This window comes from Phytoactinopolyspora alkaliphila (assembly GCF_010550695.1).
Classification (GTDB): domain Bacteria; phylum Actinomycetota; class Actinomycetes; order Jiangellales; family Jiangellaceae; genus Phytoactinopolyspora; species Phytoactinopolyspora alkaliphila.
Genome location: NZ_JAAGOB010000003.1, coordinates 71,648 through 90,039, shown reverse-complemented (window position 1 = coordinate 90,039; position 18,392 = coordinate 71,648). Strand labels below are relative to the sequence as shown.

Genomic DNA, 18,392 nt, shown 5'->3' with positions numbered 1-18,392 from the left:
GTACGGCATCAGGCGTCCGCCATCTCGACGATAGGCAGGTGAGCTGTACAGATGAACACTCATGACACCCCTGAGGTGGACGAACTCTGGACCCGGTTCCACAAAGCCGTGAACATGTCCTCGCGAGAGCTCGTCGACTGGCTCGGCGTTCAGCCCGATGTGGCGCCGACGCCGGGCCCGGACGGACCTGCGCCCCTGGGGATGGCCGCCGTCGGGATCCTCGGCAAGCGCAAGGTAGACCTCACCGCCGGTGATCTCGAAGCGATGCGGAAGATCGTCGACATCGTCGCCGACGAGACGGCCGGCACCACGGCTTCCGAGGCGGCCAACGACGAGCGCAAGCGCCATCGGCTGATGAGCGTGGGCCATGACCCGCTCCGCGACCCGGGTGACTGATGTGGGCGCGGACACGAGGGACGACGCCGAGCCGGAGCCTCCGGCACCTGTACCGCGGAGCCGGTCTCTAGACCGATTGCGCAAAGCCGCCGCCGGCTGTCAGGCATGCGGACTCTACGCCGATGCGACGCAGACCGTCTTCGGCGCCGGCTCACGCGACGCGCGCCTACTCCTCGTAGGCGAGCAGCCCGGTGATGTCGAAGACCGGGAAGGAGATCCCTTCGTCGGACCGGCCGGCAAGCTCCTGGACCGTGCGCTCGTCGACGCCAGGATCACCAGGTCCGGGGTCTACGTGACCAACGCCGTGAAGCATTTCAAGTTTCGCCGTGCGGAGCGCGGGAAACGCCGTATCCACCAGAAGCCTGACGCGGGCGAACTCGCAGCGTGCCGGCCGTGGCTGCGGGCAGAGTTGGCCGCTGTACAGCCCGAGGTGGTCGTCGTACTCGGTGCCACCGCGGCAGCAACCCTCCTCGGACGTGCGTTCCGGGTAAGCCATCAACGCGGCCAGCCGCACTCGTGGTCCGAGCTGGCTGCTGCCTCACCGCTGACCTCCGATGAACACGATGACGTAGGCATCGGTGACGACGCCATGGTGGTGGCGACCGTCCATCCCTCGTCGGTGCTGCGTGCCCGGGGCATGGGTGGCGACCAAGGCGCGGCCGCCTACGACGGCTTGGTCTCGGACCTGACGGTCGCCGCCCACCTGTAGCAGGTGGACGGCGACCGGGTCCGAACGTGGGCCGAGCCACTACCCTTCGCGGGGAACCTCGCCCCGCCAGGCACCGGTCTCGGTCGGGCGGGACTCGATGAACTCCTTGAAGTTCTTCATGTCCCGCTCGACTGCCCGGCTGACGATTCCGGCCTTGTCCCCGATGGTCTCGGCGGCGCCTTCGGGCTCCATCTCCATCTGGAGCGTGACCCGAGTCTGATCATCGGTGAGCTTGTGGAAAGTCACCACGCCGGCTTGGTCGGTGCCGCCCGTGGAACGCCAGGCGATCCGCTCTTCAGGGTGCTGCTCGGTGATCTCGGCGTCGAAACTGCGCCGGACACCGGCGACTTCCACCTCCCAATGGAGGTGACGGTCGTCAATCTGCGTGACCGACTCCACATCAGCCATGAACTCCGGAAAGTCCTCGAACTGAGTCCACTGGTTGTAGGCCGTGCTGATCGGAACAGCCACATCAACAGATTTCTCCGCGGTGGTCATCACCACTCCTCTCGGTTGCTTACCGACAGCAGTGCGGTTACCCCGCAGGGCCCGGCCATAACGCCGGAGGCGTCAACGCGGCCGGTGCCGGTCGATCAACTGGCGAGCCATCTCCTTGGCCCGGCGAGCGGCATAGGTGTCGCCTTCCGCGGCCGAGATGATGGAGCCCTTCATCAGGATGTGCCATGACCTGGCGAATTCGTCCACTTCGGTCAGCCCGGCCCGTTGCGCACGCTCTCGGACGGCGGCACGGATGTTCTCCAGGTACGCGATGCAAGCTTGGCCCGATGGGTGCTCCGGCCCCATCTCGAGCAACACGTTGATGAACGAGCAGCCCTCGAAGTCCCGTTGCTGGAACCACGTGTCGAAGACGTCGAAGATGGCGAGCAGGCGTTCTTCGGGGGTGTTCCCGAGCCGCTCGGACTCGGCCATCACCAGGTCAAGGGTCCACACCTGCTCGCGCTGCTGGAGGAAGGCCAGCGCCAGATCGTCCTTGGCCGGGAAGTATCGGTAAAAGGTAGCCTTCGCCACGGACGCACGGGCGATCACCTCATCCACTCCGACGGCACGCACCCCCTTGCGCGAGAAGAGGTCGTACGCCGCCGCAAGGATTCGCTCCCGTGCGCCGCGCGATGGCATGGCGGCTATAGAATTCATCTCGGATTCCAATGTAATCCTTGACGCGGAGATCCGTCCACGCTAGACAGACAGAACGTTCTGTCTAGTTTCGAGGTGTTGTACTTGGGTGACCTGAGACCCGTCGAGTTCGCAGAGTTGGCCGTAGACCTTCGTGGCGATTTCGATCTCGCGAACACCGTGCGCAGCATCCCGGAGCACGCCTCGGCATACACCAACTGTGATCAGGCCAGCGTCGTCGTCGGCGAGCACCGCCCGGTCAAGGTCGCCTCGGCTACCAACAGCCAGGCTCGGCACGCGGACCAGCTGCAAGTGGAGCTGGAGGAAGGCCCGGGGGCCGCCGCGATGGCCAGTGGGCAAGCCGTCGTGGTCGATGACATCTCCGCCGGTGACCGATGGCAGCGGTGGACCTCACAGGCGGCGGAGCTCGGCTTCACCGGTGTGATCTCGGTCCGCCTGAGCACCAAGGTGGCCACGATCGGCGCGCTCAACCTCTATGTCACACGGCCGGCCGAGTTCGACGACGACGACATCCGCGCGGCTGAGGTCTTCGCCCGGCACGCCGCACTCGCCGTCGATTCCGCTCACCGGATCTCGACACTGCGCCGGGCGGTCGACGACCGGACGATCATCGGCCAGGCCCTCGGCATCCTCAGTCAGCGGCACGGGCTCGACGCCACTCGCGCCTACGCCATGCTCGAGCGTTACGCCAAGGACGAGCACGTCGGGCTGCGGGACGGTGCTGAGGAGGTCATCGCGGGACGCCTGCCGGCGCAACGCTGAGCCAGCCGCATGACGGCTCTCGGTGGGGGTATGGAATAGCGCAGGAAGGAGTGTCAATGCGCCTTGCTCAGCTTCAGCGGTCCCCTTCGCACCGGCGTAGGCCCAGTCGATGAACGGCGTCGTCGTTTTCGTACCCTCTCCTCTGCTCACCATCACCATCGAGAATCACGGCACCCAGCCGGACATCCACCTGCACGCAGGTGGCCAGGGTGTGTGGCAATCACGCATGCTGGTGACGCTGGGAAGCCAAGTCACGATGTGCGCGGTGCTGGGCGGGGAGACGGGCCACGTGCTGCGCCCGCTCCTCGAGGCGGAAGGGCTCACGGTCCGCTACGTCGAAGGCTCCGGGCGCAACGGTTCGTACGTGCACGACCGCCGACGCGACACCCGGGAGGTCGTCGCGGAGGCCCTCGCCATGCCGCTGGCCCGGCATGAGCTGGATCAGCTGTACGACATGACGCTCAGTGCATCCCTCGATGCCTCGGCGGTGATTCTCAGTGGTCCCGCGGGCGATGACACTATCCCGGCGGGCATCTACCGCCGCCTGGCTGCCGACCTGCGTGCCACCGGCAGAATGGTGGTCGTGGACCTGAGCGGAGAGCGGCTCGCCGCCGCTCTCCAGGCAGGCGTGGACGTGCTGAAAGTGAGCGACGACGAGCTGATGGCGGACGGCCGCCTGACCCGTTCCGATACCGGGGCCATCATCGAGGCGATGTACCACCTGCACGAGGAGGGCGCCAGCCGTGTGGTCGTCAGCCGTGCCGCCGAGCCCGCCCTGGCATTGGACCGCGGTGAGGTGGTGGAGATCACGGTTCCCCGGCTCCAGGCGGCCGACACGCACGGCGCCGGCGACTCGTTCACGGCCGGCGTCACGGTGGCGCTGACTCGCGGCGCATCCTTCCACGACGCGTTGCGCCTCGGCGCGGCGGCCGGTGCGGTGAACGTCACGCGGCACGGCCTGGGGTCAGGCGACGTAGAGTCCATTCTCAAGGTCCGCGACCTGGTGGAGATAGCGCCGTGGCCCCGCGAACACACTGGAACACGGCTGAGCCCGCAAGAACTCGCCCGGAGGGCGCAAGGCGAATGACGTCCGTTCCCAGAGTCCTCATCACCAACGACGACGGTGTGCGCTCGGCCGGGTTGCACTGCCTGGCTGAGGCGGCGGCAGCGGCAGGGGCCGATGTGGTCGTGGCCGCTCCCGCCACCGAGGCCAGCGGCAGTAGTGCCGCGATCACCGCTGTGGAGCGGCACGGCCATATCGTCCACGAACGACACCGGGTCGACAGCCTCGGAGACATGCCCGTGTATGCGGTGCCGGCCGCGCCGGCACTGATCTCGTTGATCGCGATGAACGGAGCCTTCGGCCCGCCTCCGGAGCTCGTGCTCTCAGGTGTCAACTACGGCGCGAACGTGGGCCGTGCCATCCTGCACTCCGGAACGGTCGGCGCGGCGCTGACGGCCGGACTCAACGGAGCGCGCGGATTGGCCGTCTCCCTCGACGTCGGCCTGGACCCCACCGAGACGCCGCACTGGGAGACCGCCGCGGACATCGCCGCCGGCATCATGCCTTTCCTGCATGTGCAACCCGTCGGCACCGTGCTGAACCTGAACGTGCCGGACGCGAAAGCCGAGCACGTGGCAGAGCTTCACGTCGCCCCCTTGGCGCCGTTCGGCGCAGTCCAGACTGTTCTCACCGAAGAGGGTGAAGGGATGATCCGGCTCGGGATCACCGACGTCTCCGACCCGCCTCCGCCCGGCACAGACGCTGCGGTGCTCGCGAACGGCTACGCGGTGATCACCGCGGTGCAGTCCGTGTGCGAGACACCCGTGCCCGCGCTGGACGAGGTCATCTCGGGCTGGGTCGCTCGAACGCCGGATGGCGAGAGGACACCTTCCGGGCAGAGGTGAGGTGCCCCCCGAGATACCCGGCGGCCGAAGCGGCCGCGGCACCGGCCAGGCCGAGGACGACTCCTCGCCCATACCGCCCACGGTGGCGTGCCGCCCACGATGCGGTGTAGAGACCGAGCGCCGCCGTGTTGCCCAGAGCGTGCACGAAACCCACCCGCCGTTCGCCGGCGGTGGTGTGAGCCCATTCGGCCAAGCCGGTCACAGCGGTGGGAACGGCCGCCACGATCCCGAGCGCGATCAGCCGGCGGCTGGCGGTTCGCGACGTGCGGCCACCCACCGCGTCCAGCATCATGCTCGACGTCCACGCCCCCACCGGTATGTCGGTGAGCAACGGATGTACCGCGTGCCCAAGCCATCGGCCCCGGAGGACGTCCGCCCGGCCCTGGTCGCCCAGCAGCGCCTGCGCCGCGGCATGCACAGGTCTTTGCCATGTGTCCAGCGCCGTGGCGGCTTCCAGCCGTTGTGTCCAGCGTACGACGCGGGGTCGGTCGACGGCGCTTGGCGTTTCCTGCCGGCCGGCCGGGATGTCCGCGTCGTGTGTTTCGGCACTGTCAGTCATGCCCGTGGGATACCCCCGGGCACGCCCCACATGCCTGCTCGGCGCAGGCCCCAAGAAGCTCCCTGCTTCACCGCGCGGAGCGGTTCGGCGCGATCAGTCTTGGTCGGGCAGCTTCCCCGACGAGATGACCATCTGGGCGACGTCCCTGAGCTTGACGTTGTGGTGCTGTGAGTAGCGACGCAGCAGAGCGAAGGCCCGGTCCGCGTTCAGGCTGTAGCGCTCCATCAGGATGCCCTGTGCCTGGCCGATGAGATGCCGGGCACCGATGGCCTGGCGCAATCCCTCTTCCTCGTGCGCCGTGGCCAGCGCGACCGACGCATGCCGCCCGAAGACATCGGCGATGTCGGCGTCGTCGTCGTCGAACATGCCCGCGCGCTCGCCGTAAAGATTCAGCGCGCCCAGCGTACGATTCGGAGTGAACAAGCGCACCGCCAGCAGGCTGCGCAATCCCAGCTCGGCGGCCTTGGGCCCCCACACCGGCCAGCGATCGTCCAGGCCGGTGTCCTTGACGACGTAGACGTCGCGGTCCCACATGGACTGCAAACACGGGCCCTCTCCGCAGTCCAGCTGGAGGCGGTCCGCCTCGGCGATCCGCGGATGGGTCGTGACAATGGTCTCGATGCGGTTCCGGCCACCGAGGAGCATGACTCCGGCGTCGTCACACCCCGTTGCCTCCTGGGCGTACTCGACGATCCGCTCCAGGGTGGCGTCCATGTCTGGCTGCTGGTGCAACTCCAACGCCATTTCAGCGAACTGGTCTGCGTCCGGCTCGTCCACGCGATGTCTCCCCGCCGATGATATTGGCTACCCGTCGCGCGCTGAGCGGCCCCGCGTGCAGGACGGATCCACATTCCCTCGCGCCCAGCGTACCCGGCTTTGTGGCGAATCGAGCACGAGCTGACCGGAAGCTTCTCCACCTCCGCGGGCGGCCCGCACTCCGGGGTCACCCGGAGAAGACCCTGAACAGACCCTGGAGTGTCCCTCGAGACGGTGTTCTACCGCGTTGACCACGCCTAACGTGTGGAGCACGGCACCGCGACACGGCGGTGCACACCAACGACAACCGAGACCGAGGGTTTCATGATCACTGCGAGAGGACTCACCAAGCGTTACGGTGATACCACCGCTGTCGCCGCCGTCGACTTCGCCGTCCGGCCGGGCTCTGTCACGGGCTTCCTCGGGCCGAACGGTGCCGGGAAATCCACCACCATGCGGATGATCCTGGGCCTGGACCGTCCAACGGCCGGAACGGTGACCGTGAACGGGCGTGCGTACCAGGATCATCCGGCGCCACTGCACGAGGTCGGCGCGCTGCTCGAGGCCAAAGCCATCCACGGCGGACGCACGGCATACAACCACCTGCTGTGGCTGGCGAAGAGCAACGGCATTCCCCGGCGCCGGGTGGACGAGGTCATCGGCATGGTCGGCCTGGACAACGTCGCCCGGAAGCGATCCGGCGGATTCTCGCTGGGTATGGGCCAGCGGCTCGGGATCGCCGCCGCCCTGCTCGGCGACCCGGGTGTGCTCCTGTTCGACGAGCCGGTGAACGGCCTGGATCCCGAGGGCATCCGCTGGATACGTACGCTGATCCGGAGCCTGGCCGCGGAAGGCCGCACGGTCTTCGTCTCCAGCCACCTGATGTCGGAGATGGCCTTGACCGCCGACCATCTGCTCGTCATCGGCCGGGGGCAGATCTTGGCCGACACCGACATGAACGACTTCATCGCGCGGAACTCGTCCGCCTACGTCCATGTCCGGTCGCCGCACGGCACCCAGCTGGCTCACCAGCTCGCCACGCGGGGCTGGCGGGTGGAGCCGGCGGAGGACGGCGCCCTGGCCGTCTACGGCACATCCGCCGAACAGGTCGGCGACGTAGCCGGATCGAACGGCCTGCACGTCCACGAGCTCCGCAGCGTGCATGCCTCCCTGGAAGAGGCGTTCATGCGTCTTACCGCGGACAGCGTCGACTACCACGCCGGCGTTCCGGAGCTTCCGGACGTCGCGATAACTACTGACTTCCACGCCAACCGAACACCGGCCGGAGTGTGACCACTCATGACCGCGACACTACTCGCACAACCCCGCCCGACGCAGGAAGCAGAACCCCGCCGTGACGTGCCGCGTCTGACGTTCGGCCGCGTCCTCGACGCGGAGTGGACCAAGATCCGCACGGTCCGATCGACCACGTGGACCCTCGCTGCCCTGGTGGTCACGAGCATCGGGCTGACCGCGCTGATGGCATTCGCCGCGGCCGGTGACCTCGCCTCGGGTAACGCCGACGATCCGATAGGCGCGTTCGTCATGATCGGGCTGATGTTCGGCCAGATCGCCGCACTCGTCCTCGGTGTCCTGGTGGCGTCGGCCGAGTATTCGAGCGGCATGATCCGTACCACGCTCGCCGCCGTACCGCGCCGGGGAACGGTCCTCGCCGGCAAGGCCATCGTGCTCGGTTCGGTCCTCCTGGTGCTGGGCCTCGTCACGTCGTTCGGTAGTTACCTGGCAGGGAACTTCTTCCTCAGCCAGGAGGGCATCGGACTGTCACTCGGCGATCCAGGAGTGCTGCGCGCCATCGTCGGCGGCGGCCTCTACCTGGCGGTCCTGGGAATCTTCGGGCTCGGTCTCGGCGTGCTGATGCGGCACACCGCCGGAGCTGTCACAGCCGGCATCGCGCTGATCTTCGTCGTCGGCTCGCTCGTCGGACTCGTCCCGGGAGCGCTCGGCGAGTGGCTGAACAAGCTGATGCCGGGCAACGCCGGCGGCGCCATAGCGACCGTGGAGTCCTTCGATCCCAACGTGCTCGACCCATGGGTGGGCTTCGCCGTGTTCTGTGCCGAGACAGGGCTTCTGCTGGCCGTCGCCGGCCTGATCTTCCGCCGCCGCGACGCGTGATGCGCGCCAACGCAGCCGAACGGGGATAGCGTGAGCCACGTGCCTGTCATCGCGACCGAAGACCTGACGAAACGCTACCCGGGCATCACGGCCCTGGACCGCCTCAGTGTCGAGATCGAGCCCGGAGTGGTCGGCCTGGTCGGCGCCAACGGCGCCGGCAAGTCGACGCTGATCAAGATACTCCTCGGACTGTCCGAAGCCACCTCAGGACGCGCCAGCGTCCTCGGCTTGGACACCGTGAGCCACGGACCGCAGATCCGCGGGCAGGTGGGCTATATGCCCGAGCACGACTGCCTGCCCGCGGACGTCTCCGCCACCGAGTTCGTGGTGCACATGGCCCGGATGTCCGGTCTTCCCGCCGACGCGGCCCGTGAACGCACCGCCGACATCCTGCGCCACGTCGGTCTGTACGAGGAGCGCTACCGCCCGATCGGCGGCTACTCCACCGGCATGAAGCAGCGGGTGAAGCTCGCCCAAGCGCTGGTCCACGACCCGCAGCTCGTCATGCTCGACGAGCCCACCAACGGCCTCGACCCGGTCGGCCGGGACGAGATGCTGGCCCTGATCCGCCGTATCCACACCGACTTCGGCATCGCGGTGCTCGTGACGTCGCACTTGCTCGGCGAACTGGAGCGCATCTGCGACCACGTGGTGGTCATCGACGCGGGTGTACTCCTGCGCTCGTCCGCGACGGCGGACTTCACCCGCGCGAGCGAGCAACTGGCCGTGGAGGTCACCGCGGGCACCGAGGCGGTCGCTCGGGCCCTGACCGCAGCAGGGCTCACCGTCAGCGCCGCCGGCCAGATCCTCGTGGTCGAGATCACCGGTGAGGACACGTACGACGTGGTCCGCGACACGGTCGCGGATCTCGGACACGGGCTGCTGCGCCTGGAACCACGGCGACACCGGATCGCCGAAGTCTTCGAAGGAGGTGCCGCCGATGTCTCCGCAGCCTGAAGCAGCTCCGTCCGGTGTCATCCACGACATCGGCTACCGCGGCTACGACGGTCCCCGGCTGGGCCGCAATCTCGTCGCGCGGGCGTTGTTCTTCCACAGCCTGCGCGGCGTGTTCGGCATCGGGCGCTCGGCGCGGTCCAAGGTGATGCCGATGGGGCTGTTCGCGGTCATCTGGCTACCCGCGCTGGTGATCGCGGTGATCACCGTGGTCACGGCCAGTCAGGGCCTCCTGAACGACGTGCCGGTGCAGTTCGCTCGCTACCCGATGCTGTTGCAGCCGGCCGTGGCGATCTTCCTCGGCACCCAGGCACCGCAGGCGGTCTCCCTCGACCTGCGCTACAACACCCTCCCGCTCTACCTGTCCAGGCCGCTGGAGCGCGTCGACTACGTCACCGCGAAGTACGCCGCTCTCGCGACCGGGGTCTTCATCCTGCTCGCCATTCCGATCCTCACCATGTACATCGGAGCCCTCCTGGCCGAGCTGCCCGCCGGCGAGCAGACGGGCGACGTCGTGCTCGCGCTGATCGGCGCCGCACTGTTCTCACTCGTGCTGGCCGGAATCGGCCTGCTGATCGCCTCACTGACAGCGCGCCGCGGGTTCGGAGTGGCCGCGATCATCACGGTTCTGGTGATGAGCTACAGCGTGGTCAGTGGGCTCCAGGGGATCATCGGCCACGGGCAGAGTGATCTCGCCACCGCCGGCTGGCTCGGCCTCCTCTCCCCGATGACCCTCGTCGACGGCGTGCAGACGTGGGCACTGGGAGCGGAGTCGTCGGCGGTCGCGGGACCGCCGGGCGATCTCGCCGGGCTGGTCTTCTGCCTGGTGACCGCCACCGTCGTCGTCGGCAGCTATCTGTGCCTGATGTACCGCTACCGGAAGGTCACCGTCTGATGGCCACTCTCACCGTGTCTGGCGTATCCCGATGGTTCGGGAACGTCGTCGCCGTCAACGACGTCACCATGTCGATCGATCCCGGCATCACCGGGCTGCTCGGCCCCAACGGCGCCGGCAAATCCACCCTGATCCACCTCCTGGGCGGATTCCTGCCGCCGTCTGCTGGGACAGTCACCCTCGACGACGCCCCGGTGTGGAAGAACCCGGAGGTGTACCGGACCATCGGCCTCGTTCCGGAACGCGAAGCGACGTTCGACTTCTTGACCGGCTGGGAGTTCGTGCTGGCCAACGCGGAGCTGCACGGCCTGGACCAACCCGCCGCTGCCACACGGAAGGCACTGGCCACCGTGGCCATGGAGTACGCCCAGGAGCGCAAGGTCGGCGAGTACTCCAAGGGGATGAAACAGCGGGTCAAGATGGCATCCGCGCTGGTACACGAGCCGAGTGTCCTGCTGCTCGACGAGCCGTTCAACGGCATGGATCCGCGGCAGCGGATGCATCTGATGGACCTGCTGCGCAAGATGGGCGCCGACGGGCGCACCGTGCTGTTCAGCTCGCACATCCTCGAAGAGGTGGAGCAACTCGCCCATCACATCGAGGTCGTCGTCGCCGGCAGGCACGCGGCGTCCGGGGATTTCCGCGAGATCCGGCGGCTGATGACCGACCGTCCGCATCAGTTCGTCATCCGGTCCAGCGACGACCGTGCCCTGGCCTCCGCGCTCATCGCCGACGGCTCTACCGAAGGCGTCTCCCTCGATCTGCAGGACAAGGCGCTTCGTGTCCAGGCCAGCCACCTGCTGAGCTTCGCCGAGCTTCTGCCCCGGGTGGCTCGCGGCGCCGGGATCCGGCTGTACGAGGTCAGCCCGGCGGACGAGTCCCTCGAGAGCGTCTTCTCCTATCTGGTCAAAGCCTGAGGCAGGGATTCACGTGAACTCGACAATCATCCGGATGACGGCCCGCGCGATGCTCGGTGGGCGCCGCATCTACCTGCTCGCCGCACTCTCGGTCCTGCTCTTGGTCCTGGCCGTGCTGTTGCGCCTGTTCGCGGACCTCTCGCCCGACGACACCGCCCAGTTCCTGCACGGCGTCTCGCTGAGCACCCTGCTGCCACTGTTCGGCCTGATCGTGGGCACCGGCGCCATCGGCCCGGAGATCGACGACGGCTCCATCGTCTACATCCTCGCCAAGCCGATCTCCCGGGCGGAGATCGTGCGCAGCAAGCTCCTGGTGGCGGTGACCGCGGCGATCGCCTTCGCGGCGGCGCCGACGTTCCTCGCCGGAGCCATCATGGCGGGCACGTCGGCGAACGTCGCGCTCGGGTTCGGCGTCGGCGCGCTCGTCGCCGGCGTGACCTATAGCGCGCTCTTCCTGCTGCTGGCGATCGCCACCCGGCACGCCGTCATCGTCGGCCTGGTGTACGCGCTGGCATGGGAGAGCCTGGTGGGCAGTTTCGTGCCCGGCGCCCGGACGCTGAGCATCCAGCAATGGGCGTTGTCGGTGACCGAGGCCATCACCGGTCCGGGCGTGATCTCCTCCGACGTCAGCCTCGGTGCGGCGCTGGTGCTGCTCGTCCTGGTCGTCGGCGGCACCACCTGGTACGCGGGCGAACGTCTGCGCGTTCTCACCCTCGCCGGCGACGACTGACCCCCTACCACAACCCCTGGCATGGGTTGAGGTCGCTAATCGGCCCGAAATGTCCGTTTCCAGCGACCTCAACCCATGCCAGGGGTTGAGAACGGCCGTGTGGACCATCCGCTGCCCGGCCGTTCGGCCTCTAGGCAGATATGTGCCGCGATGCTAAGTTTTCTCGACACCTGCGCTGGCCATAAGTAGTCCAGCGCATACGGGGGAAAACCGAATATCTGCCACGGGAGGATCCCCGACATGGTCAGACGCATCGCCGTCGCTGTCACGTCCCTTGCCCTGCTGGCCGCCAGCGCCAGCACCGTCGCCGCCGAGGATGCGGGTGTGCCCGAACGCCCGGTCCCAGATCATGTCGAGGACCTCAGACTCGACGACCCGGTGACCGCTTCAGGGGCTGAGCTCGACGGGAAGATCGATCCCCAGCTGCTCGAAGCCACCGGCACCGAGCTGGTGAGCGTGCAGCTGAGCGAGGATCCCGTCTCGGTCGTGGCTGCCGGCGACGCGTCGCCGGCGCGGCAACGGCAGCAGAAGGCCGCAGTCGACCGGCAGCAGGCGAGCGTCCTCGGATCGATCACCCGTGCAGACGGCTCGGCCCAGCAGGTCGCCGCCGTCTCCGGCGCCCTGAACGCCGTGATCGTCGAAGTCGACGCGGCCGCGCTGAAGGACCTCGCCGACGACGAGCGCGTCGTGTCGATCGCGAAGGTGATCGACTACGAGGAGGCACTCAACGAGACCGTTCCCTACATCGGCGGCGAGACCGTGCACAACGCCGGCTTCGACGGTGACGGCGTGCGTGTCGCGGTGCTCGACTCCGGAATCGACTACACCCACGCCAAGCTCGGCGGTGCGGGCACCCTCGAGGCCTACGAAGAGGCCTACGGCACGGACTTCGACGACCCCGCCAACACCACCCGGGACGGCCTCTTCCCCACCGACAAGGTAGTCGAAGGCTACGACTTCGTCGGCGAGCAGTGGGTCGGCGGCGACCCGGCGTCGGCGCTCAATCCCAACCCGGACCCGATCGACTACGACGGTCACGGCACGCATGTCGCCGACATCATCGGCGGTGTCAACGGCGTGGCGCCGGCCGTGGACCTGTACGCCGCCAAAGTGTGCGCATCCCAGGATTCCGCCTGCTCGGGCGTCGCCCTGATGCAGGCGATGGACTGGGTTCTCGACCCGTACGGCAACGGCGACACCAGCGATCCCGTGGACATCGTGAACATGTCCTTGGGCGCCGTCTACGGTCAGCACTTCGACAACCAGCTCTCCCAGGCGGTGGAGAACGTCTCGGAACTGGGCGTGCTCGTCGTCGCAGCCTCGGGCAACAGCTCCGACAAGCCGTTCATCACCTCCACGCCGGGCGCCGCGCCGTCGGCCCTCTCGGTGGCACAGACCTACGTGCCGTCCGCGGTGCTACCCCTCATGGAGGTCGTCTCACCCGAGGCGATCGCCGGCGAGTACGCCGCCGTGTTCCAGCCCTGGTCGGTGCCGTTGACCGAGCTGATCGAGGGACCGCTGCAGTACGCCGACGGGCAGGGCGGCAACCTCCTCGGCTGTGAGCCGTTCGAGCCGGGCAGTCTCGATGGGCTGGTGGTCCTCGTCGACCGGGGCGACTGCAACTTCAGCCTCAAGATCAGTCACATCAGTCAGGCCGGCGGCATCGCGGGCATCATCGGCATGGTCACCCCGGACGAACCCTTCGCGGGCGCCGACGGCGGCGACCGTCCCATCGACATCCCGGGCTTCATGATCGGCCAGGCGGAGAACCAGGCGCTCAAGGCCCACGTCGAGGACGGCGTCATGGTGCGCTTCGACCCGGAGGCCGGCATACCGCTGATCGGGCACACGGTCGGATCCTCCTCCCGCGGCCCCACGGTCGAATCGAACATCATCAAGCCGGAGATCGGCGCCCCCGGGGCATCCATCTCGGCGATCGCCGGCACCGGTGCGGGTGAGGGCGCGTTCGGAGGCACCTCGGGCGCCACCCCGATGGTGGCCGGCTCCGCGGCCCTGCTCATGCAGGCCTTCCCGGAGCGGGACCCCATGCAGGTCAAGGCGAATCTGATGAACACCGGCGAGATCGAGATCATGAACGAGCCGGAATTCCTCGGCGGTGACCTCGCACCGATCACCCGGATCGGCGGTGGCGAGGTCCGCGTGGACCGCGCGCTGGCGGCCGGAGCCACGGCTTGGGTGCCGGAGCAGCGAAGCGCGGCACTGTCCTTCGGGTTCCACGAGGTGCACCAGAAGAGACTCACCATGACCGAGGCGGTGCGCGTCACCAACGTCTCCGACCGGCGGATCACCTACGACGTCACCCCGGAGTTCCGTTTCGCCGACGACGAGGCGAACGGTGCGGTCACCGTGACCGCACCACGCAGCGTGAAGATACCGGCCGGCGCCTCGCGTGACGTCAAGGTGACGATGACGATCGACGGCGCCGCACTGCGGGAATGGAACCTCGACTCCGGAGCGCTCGGCGCCGACGGCGACGCCCTCACCGCCATGGAGTACGACGGCTACCTCACCTTCGCCGAGGCCGGCCAGGACCAGAACACGATCCGAGTGCCGTGGCACGTTCTCCCGCGGCAGACCGGCGACGTCCGTGAGACCAAGGTCAGGGACTCCCTCCGGCTCGTGAACACGGGCGTCGGAGACGCCGCCGTGGAGACGTACTCGCTGATCGCCGAGAGCGAGCGGCAGGAGCGGGGAGACGCGGGTGAAGGCATGCCCACGCCAGACTTCCGCTACCTGGGCGTGGCAACCGCACCCGTTCCCGCGGGGTTCTGCTCCGACGACGAGTCGTTCGTGATGACGTTCGCCGTCAACACCTGGGAACGGCAGACCCACGCCAATGTCCCGTCCTCCTTCGAGTTCTGGCTGGACACCGGCCAAGACGGCGCGGCGGACTACGTCGTCGTCAATCGGGATCTGTCCTTTGCCGGGTACGACGACGGCCGCAACGCCACGTTCGTCGTCGACCTGGCCACCGGAACCGCCGATGCCTGGTTCTTCACCGATCACGACACCAACAGTGCCAACACCGTGCTGCCCATCTGCGGTGAGCAGATCGGGATGACCGCCGCCGATTTCGGCACCCCGATGGACGTCACAGCTGTAGCGACCGACATCTACTTCGGTGGCCCAGGCGACGAGGTGGGCGGCATCACCATCGCCCCGATGGGTGAGCGGTTCCTCGGCGTGTTCGGCGACGGCTCCGTCGGTTTCGGCACCGTACCAGCCCGCGGGCGGGAAACCCTGGGGTATGTCGACACCGGCGAGACGGTGAACACCACCGAGACCGGTCTGCTGCTGCTCTACCGCGGCGGCGCGCCCGGTCTCGACGAAGCATCGACGCTGATCCTCGCCGATTGAGGGCTGCGGGCCCTCTTGGGGAGGGGCGGCGCAACTCCTCTGCCGACTGTCGACGGCGTGGCGGAAAAGCGTGCCACACCGTCGCCTTGAGGCCGGCTGCCGGAGTTCCGCCGCCCCTCCACGTTCCGCTGCTCAGCAGGGAGGACCAGGGAACCGGGAGTGGGTATGGGGCGTCTGAGTGGTATGAGGACAGCCCTGGGTTCGCTGGGTGCCGCGCTCGTCCTGGCGTTGGCCGGATGTGGCGCGGACGACGACGCCGGCCCCAGCGCGACCACAACGCCGGAGCCGGCCGCATCGTCGGCGGACCCCGCCCCGGCGGAGTCCACGCCGACCGATATCGCTCCGACACCGGAGGACACCGTGCCACCAGTCGAGCCCGACCCGGAGCGGACCTCGCCCGGGCCCACCGACCAGCCCCAGCCGACCAGGTCGCCGTCCGATCGGCTTACACCCACGCCACAGCCGACCGGCACTCAACCGCCGCTCACCGGAGAAGTCCCGGCCGGGATCCTGGACGACGTCGTCGCTGACGCCGCCGACCGGGCGGGTACCGCACCAGGTGACGTGGTCGTCGTCCGCGCTCAGGCTGTGCAGTGGCCCGATGGCTCGCTCGGCTGCCCGGAGCCCGGGATGATGTACACCCAAGCGATCGTCGACGGGTACTGGGTGGAACTGGAGGCGGAAGGAAAGACGTACGACTACCGGCTCAACGAGCAGGGCACCTTCCGCCTGTGCACCACGCCTGGTCTGGAACCGCCGCCGAACCTCCGCGAACGATCGTGATCTGTATGCACCGCCGCGCTGGGCGGAGTGTGTTCGGGCTGCGCTCGGGGACTTCGCTGCCGTAGGTTGACTTCACCGCCGTGAATCGCGTTTTGGTGCCTATCCGGCCGCCTTCGCGCGATTCACGGCATGGAAGTCAACGTTGAGCGCAGAAGAGACCGTCAACGACGCGGCCCCTGGCGGGGACGATGGCCGGTGGGAACTCCGTGCGCAGGCGGAATGATCGGCTCCGCGGTTGTCTCCGGTCCCACCTTCTGCTTCCCCCGCGGCTGTGCCGACGGCGACACCGACGGAGGCTCGCCCTCCGTCGGCTCCGCACCCGCGGACAGCTCGACCATCCGGTTCGTCATGATCTCCTTGACCAGCGGACGGTCCGCGTGACTGTGCTCATGCTCGAGGAGCTTCTGCAGTTGCTCTTCGTCCAGGGAACGGATCGCGTCGCGGATGGTGCCGACGGTCATCTGGTCGTAGCCTTCGAGTGGCAGCTCTTCGTGGTGCGTCATGCCCATTGCCTCCTTCATATGGCCGGACATTGACGTGTTTACCCGTTCGCCGCGAACTCACGAGCCGGACAGGTACAGAAGGTCAGCGGCCGGCGGCGTAGCCCTGCATCCCCCGTGGATTGGCAGCGGCGCGAAGGAAGCCGTCCCGTCCCACGCTCGCCGCCGACATCCGGCCCAGCGACCATTCGCCCTCGACGACCACCTCATGGCCGCGCTGCCGGAGCTCCCGGACGGTCTCCTCCCCCACGCGGGCCTCGACGTGCAGCCGGCCCGGGTGCGCGGCACGGGGATAGAACGACGACGTGAAATGCGACGTGTGCCAGGCCGGAGCATCGATGGCTTCCTGCAGGTTCATCCCGTGGTGGACGTATCTGAGGAACCACAGGAGGGACCACTGGTCCTGCTGGTCACCACCGGGTGTTCCGAATGCGATCCGGGTGTCGCCGCGATACGCCAGCGACGGTGTCAGCGTGGTCCGGGGCCGTTTGCCGGGGGCCAGTGAATTCGGCAGCCCCTCCTCGAGCCAGAACATCTGACCCCTGGTGCCGAGGCAGAACCCGAGGCCGGCGATAGTGGGCGAGCTGTGCAGCCACCCGCCGCTCGGGGTCGCGGAGACGACGTTGCCGAACCGGTCCACCACGTCGAGGTGGCAGGTGTCTCCGTCGACCGGTCCCAGCGTCGGTTCGCCGACTCCGCTGGCTGCGGGCAGTTCGACCGACCCGGCAACCGGCAACCTGGCCTCGCGCGCACCCGGCTGTCCGGGCCGCAGAGCTCCGGTGTCGGCGTGGTGGGAAACCAGCTCCCGGCGCTGCGCGGCGTAGTCCGGCGAGAGCAACGCGGCGAGCGGCACGTCCGCGAACGCGGGGTCGCCGTAGTGGGCCTCCCGGTCGGCGAAGGCCAGCTTGGCGGATTCGACGACCGTGTGGATGATCTCGGTGCCGGAGGGAGCCATCGCGTCGAGGTCGAAGCCCTGGAGCAATGCGAGCTGCTGCAGGAACACCGGCCCCTGGCTCCACGGACCCACCTTGCACACGGTGTGGCCGTGGTAGTCGAGCGTCACCGGACGTTCCAGGCTCGCTTGCCAGCCCGCGAGATCGTCGTAGCCGAGCAGGCCGCGGTGCGGACGCCCGCTGGCGTCCATCACCTCGGTCTGCACATGCTCGGCGATCGCCTCGGCGACGAATCCCTGATAGAAGGCGCGCAGAGCGTGGTCGATCTGCTCGTCGCGACCCGTCGACGACGCCTCCGCCTCGTCGACGATGCGCTGGTAGGTAGCGGCCAGCGCGGGATTGACCATTCGGGCGGCCGGTGCGGGCGGCTCGCCGTCGTTCAGCCAGAGCGCCGCGGAACTCGCCCAGTGCTGGGTGAACCACGACGCCACGCCGTTGATGGTGGCGACAGCGGACCGGCCGAGCGGAAAGCCGCCGCCCGCGTAGTCGATCGCGTATCGCAGCACGTCGCCCAGGCTCATGGTGCCGTGCCGCAGCAGCGCCATCCAGCCGCCGAACGCGCCGGGCACGCATGCTGGCAGCAGGCCGGTGCCCGGAATCAGATCGAGTCCGAGCGAGCGGAACGCGCCGATGTCGGCTGCGGCGGGGGCGGTGCCCTGCCCGCAGACGACGAACGGCTCGTCGTCCCCGGCGCGCCAGCCGATGACCGGCACCTCGCCGCCGGGGCCGTTCATCTCCGGCTCCACCACCTGGAGCACGAATCCCGCGGCGACCGCGGCGTCGAAAGCGTTGCCGCCCTTCTCCAGCACGGCCATACCGGCCTGGGACGCGAGGTAGTGCGTCGAGGCGACCATGCCGAATGTTCCGGTGAGCTCAGGCCGTGTGGTGAAGACGGGTGGACGGT

The 18,392-nt window shown here is 68.2% G+C and carries 19 protein-coding genes; 13 read left to right on the top strand and 6 right to left on the bottom strand.

The window, feature by feature from the left end; all coding sequences use genetic code 11:
• The first annotated feature begins 51 nt into the window (after positions 1 to 51).
• Positions 52 to 396: a DUF3140 domain-containing protein gene (locus G1H11_RS06430; RefSeq protein ID WP_163817274.1), complete on the top strand. Its 345-nt coding sequence runs from the start codon at positions 52 to 54 to the stop codon at positions 394 to 396.
• A complete protein-coding gene (locus G1H11_RS06425) occupies positions 368 to 1,105 on the top strand; it encodes a UdgX family uracil-DNA binding protein (RefSeq protein WP_163817272.1) in 738 nt (245 codons plus the stop codon). Before G1H11_RS06430 ends, G1H11_RS06425 begins: the two co-directional genes overlap by 29 nt.
• Positions 1,106 to 1,144: 39 nt before the next feature.
• Here G1H11_RS06425 and G1H11_RS06420 read toward each other — a convergent pair whose 3' ends face one another.
• Positions 1,145 to 1,603, bottom strand: a complete 459-nt coding sequence (locus tag G1H11_RS06420; RefSeq protein WP_163817270.1) for an SRPBCC family protein — start codon at positions 1,601 to 1,603, stop codon at positions 1,145 to 1,147.
• A gap of 72 nt (positions 1,604 to 1,675) precedes the next feature.
• Positions 1,676 to 2,260: a TetR/AcrR family transcriptional regulator gene (locus tag G1H11_RS06415; RefSeq protein ID WP_163817268.1), complete on the bottom strand. Its 585-nt coding sequence runs from the start codon at positions 2,258 to 2,260 to the stop codon at positions 1,676 to 1,678.
• Positions 2,261 to 2,344: 84 nt separating this feature from the next.
• On the opposite strand from G1H11_RS06415, the gene G1H11_RS06410 reads away from it, so the two are divergent.
• The 3 genes from G1H11_RS06410 (at position 2,345) to surE (ending at position 4,930) form a co-directional block, all read left to right on the top strand.
• Entirely contained in the window at positions 2,345 to 3,022 is a 678-nt protein-coding gene (locus G1H11_RS06410) for a GAF and ANTAR domain-containing protein (RefSeq protein WP_163817266.1), read from the top strand.
• A gap of 109 nt (positions 3,023 to 3,131) precedes the next feature.
• Positions 3,132 to 4,109, top strand: coding sequence for a 1-phosphofructokinase family hexose kinase (locus G1H11_RS06405; protein ID WP_163817264.1), 978 nt, complete (start codon positions 3,132 to 3,134; stop codon positions 4,107 to 4,109).
• Positions 4,106 to 4,930, top strand: a complete 825-nt coding sequence (gene surE / locus G1H11_RS06400) for a 5'/3'-nucleotidase SurE (protein WP_163817262.1) — start codon at positions 4,106 to 4,108, stop codon at positions 4,928 to 4,930. The genes G1H11_RS06405 and surE overlap by 4 nt, the downstream gene beginning before the upstream one ends.
• Here the strand turns inward: surE and G1H11_RS06395 are convergent.
• Both G1H11_RS06395 and G1H11_RS06390 read right to left on the bottom strand, forming a co-directional pair.
• Positions 4,869 to 5,489: a DUF2231 domain-containing protein gene (locus G1H11_RS06395; protein ID WP_216843504.1), complete on the bottom strand. Its 621-nt coding sequence runs from the start codon at positions 5,487 to 5,489 to the stop codon at positions 4,869 to 4,871. The genes surE and G1H11_RS06395 overlap by 62 nt on opposite strands.
• A gap of 93 nt (positions 5,490 to 5,582) precedes the next feature.
• Positions 5,583 to 6,266, bottom strand: a complete 684-nt coding sequence (locus G1H11_RS06390) for a GAF and ANTAR domain-containing protein (protein ID WP_216843503.1) — start codon at positions 6,264 to 6,266, stop codon at positions 5,583 to 5,585.
• A 303-nt stretch (positions 6,267 to 6,569) separates the two neighbouring features.
• On the opposite strand from G1H11_RS06390, the gene G1H11_RS06385 reads away from it, so the two are divergent.
• The 8 genes from G1H11_RS06385 (at position 6,570) to G1H11_RS06350 (ending at position 16,035) form a co-directional block, all read left to right on the top strand.
• A complete protein-coding gene (locus tag G1H11_RS06385; RefSeq protein WP_163817260.1) occupies positions 6,570 to 7,538 on the top strand; it encodes an ABC transporter ATP-binding protein in 969 nt (322 codons plus the stop codon).
• A gap of 6 nt (positions 7,539 to 7,544) precedes the next feature.
• Positions 7,545 to 8,378 carry an ABC transporter permease subunit gene (locus G1H11_RS06380; protein WP_163817258.1) on the top strand — a complete coding sequence of 278 codons (834 nt, stop codon included), beginning with the start codon at positions 7,545 to 7,547 and terminating at the stop codon, positions 8,376 to 8,378.
• 39 nt (positions 8,379 to 8,417) lie between these two features.
• The gene (locus G1H11_RS06375; RefSeq protein WP_163817255.1) at positions 8,418 to 9,335 is read left to right on the top strand and encodes an ATP-binding cassette domain-containing protein; all 918 of its coding nucleotides are present in this window, start codon (positions 8,418 to 8,420) and stop codon (positions 9,333 to 9,335) included.
• Positions 9,319 to 10,227, top strand: coding sequence for an ABC transporter permease (locus G1H11_RS06370; protein WP_163817253.1), 909 nt, complete (start codon positions 9,319 to 9,321; stop codon positions 10,225 to 10,227). Before G1H11_RS06375 ends, G1H11_RS06370 begins: the two co-directional genes overlap by 17 nt.
• Entirely contained in the window at positions 10,227 to 11,144 is a 918-nt protein-coding gene (locus G1H11_RS06365; RefSeq protein ID WP_163817251.1) for an ABC transporter ATP-binding protein, read from the top strand. The genes G1H11_RS06370 and G1H11_RS06365 overlap by 1 nt, the downstream gene beginning before the upstream one ends.
• A 34-nt stretch (positions 11,145 to 11,178) precedes the next feature.
• Positions 11,179 to 11,874, top strand: a complete 696-nt coding sequence (locus G1H11_RS06360) for an ABC transporter permease (RefSeq protein WP_163817820.1) — start codon at positions 11,179 to 11,181, stop codon at positions 11,872 to 11,874.
• Between the two features lie 240 nt (positions 11,875 to 12,114).
• Positions 12,115 to 15,252, top strand: coding sequence for a S8 family peptidase (locus G1H11_RS06355; RefSeq protein WP_163817249.1), 3,138 nt, complete (start codon positions 12,115 to 12,117; stop codon positions 15,250 to 15,252).
• 183 nt (positions 15,253 to 15,435) lie between these two features.
• A complete protein-coding gene (locus G1H11_RS06350) occupies positions 15,436 to 16,035 on the top strand; it encodes a hypothetical protein (RefSeq protein ID WP_163817247.1) in 600 nt (199 codons plus the stop codon).
• Between the two features lie 161 nt (positions 16,036 to 16,196).
• On the opposite strand, the gene G1H11_RS06345 is transcribed toward G1H11_RS06350, so the two are convergent.
• Entirely contained in the window at positions 16,197 to 16,538 is a 342-nt protein-coding gene (locus G1H11_RS06345; protein ID WP_163817245.1) for a DUF8129 domain-containing protein, read from the bottom strand.
• An 82-nt stretch (positions 16,539 to 16,620) separates the two neighbouring features.
• Positions 16,621 to 18,342 (bottom strand): gamma-glutamyltransferase, encoded by a 1,722-nt coding sequence (locus tag G1H11_RS06340; protein ID WP_163817818.1) that lies wholly within the window; start codon positions 18,340 to 18,342, stop codon positions 16,621 to 16,623.
• Positions 18,343 to 18,392: the final 50 nt, after the last annotated feature.

What these genes read in the sequence shown, in the direction of transcription:
- G1H11_RS06430 (WP_163817274.1), top strand. Translation starts at nt 52, where the DNA reads ATGAACACTCATGACACCCCTGAGGTGGACGAACTCTGGACCCGGTTC.
- G1H11_RS06425 (WP_163817272.1), top strand. Translation starts at nt 368, where the DNA reads ATGACCCGCTCCGCGACCCGGGTGACTGATGTGGGCGCGGACACGAGG.
- G1H11_RS06420 (WP_163817270.1), bottom strand. Translation starts at nt 1,603, where the DNA reads ATGACCACCGCGGAGAAATCTGTTGATGTGGCTGTTCCGATCAGCACG.
- G1H11_RS06415 (WP_163817268.1), bottom strand. Translation starts at nt 2,260, where the DNA reads ATGAATTCTATAGCCGCCATGCCATCGCGCGGCGCACGGGAGCGAATC.
- G1H11_RS06405 (WP_163817264.1), top strand. Translation starts at nt 3,132, where the DNA reads ATGAACGGCGTCGTCGTTTTCGTACCCTCTCCTCTGCTCACCATCACC.
- surE (WP_163817262.1), top strand. Translation starts at nt 4,106, where the DNA reads ATGACGTCCGTTCCCAGAGTCCTCATCACCAACGACGACGGTGTGCGC.
- G1H11_RS06395 (WP_216843504.1), bottom strand. Translation starts at nt 5,489, where the DNA reads ATGACTGACAGTGCCGAAACACACGACGCGGACATCCCGGCCGGCCGG.
- G1H11_RS06385 (WP_163817260.1), top strand. Translation starts at nt 6,570, where the DNA reads ATGATCACTGCGAGAGGACTCACCAAGCGTTACGGTGATACCACCGCT.
- G1H11_RS06380 (WP_163817258.1), top strand. Translation starts at nt 7,545, where the DNA reads ATGACCGCGACACTACTCGCACAACCCCGCCCGACGCAGGAAGCAGAA.
- G1H11_RS06370 (WP_163817253.1), top strand. Translation starts at nt 9,319, where the DNA reads ATGTCTCCGCAGCCTGAAGCAGCTCCGTCCGGTGTCATCCACGACATC.
- G1H11_RS06365 (WP_163817251.1), top strand. Translation starts at nt 10,227, where the DNA reads ATGGCCACTCTCACCGTGTCTGGCGTATCCCGATGGTTCGGGAACGTC.
- G1H11_RS06360 (WP_163817820.1), top strand. Translation starts at nt 11,179, where the DNA reads ATGACGGCCCGCGCGATGCTCGGTGGGCGCCGCATCTACCTGCTCGCC.
- G1H11_RS06355 (WP_163817249.1), top strand. Translation starts at nt 12,115, where the DNA reads ATGGTCAGACGCATCGCCGTCGCTGTCACGTCCCTTGCCCTGCTGGCC.
- G1H11_RS06350 (WP_163817247.1), top strand. Translation starts at nt 15,436, where the DNA reads ATGAGGACAGCCCTGGGTTCGCTGGGTGCCGCGCTCGTCCTGGCGTTG.
- G1H11_RS06345 (WP_163817245.1), bottom strand. Translation starts at nt 16,538, where the DNA reads ATGACGCACCACGAAGAGCTGCCACTCGAAGGCTACGACCAGATGACC.
- G1H11_RS06340 (WP_163817818.1), bottom strand. Translation starts at nt 18,342, where the DNA reads ATGGTCGCCTCGACGCACTACCTCGCGTCCCAGGCCGGTATGGCCGTG.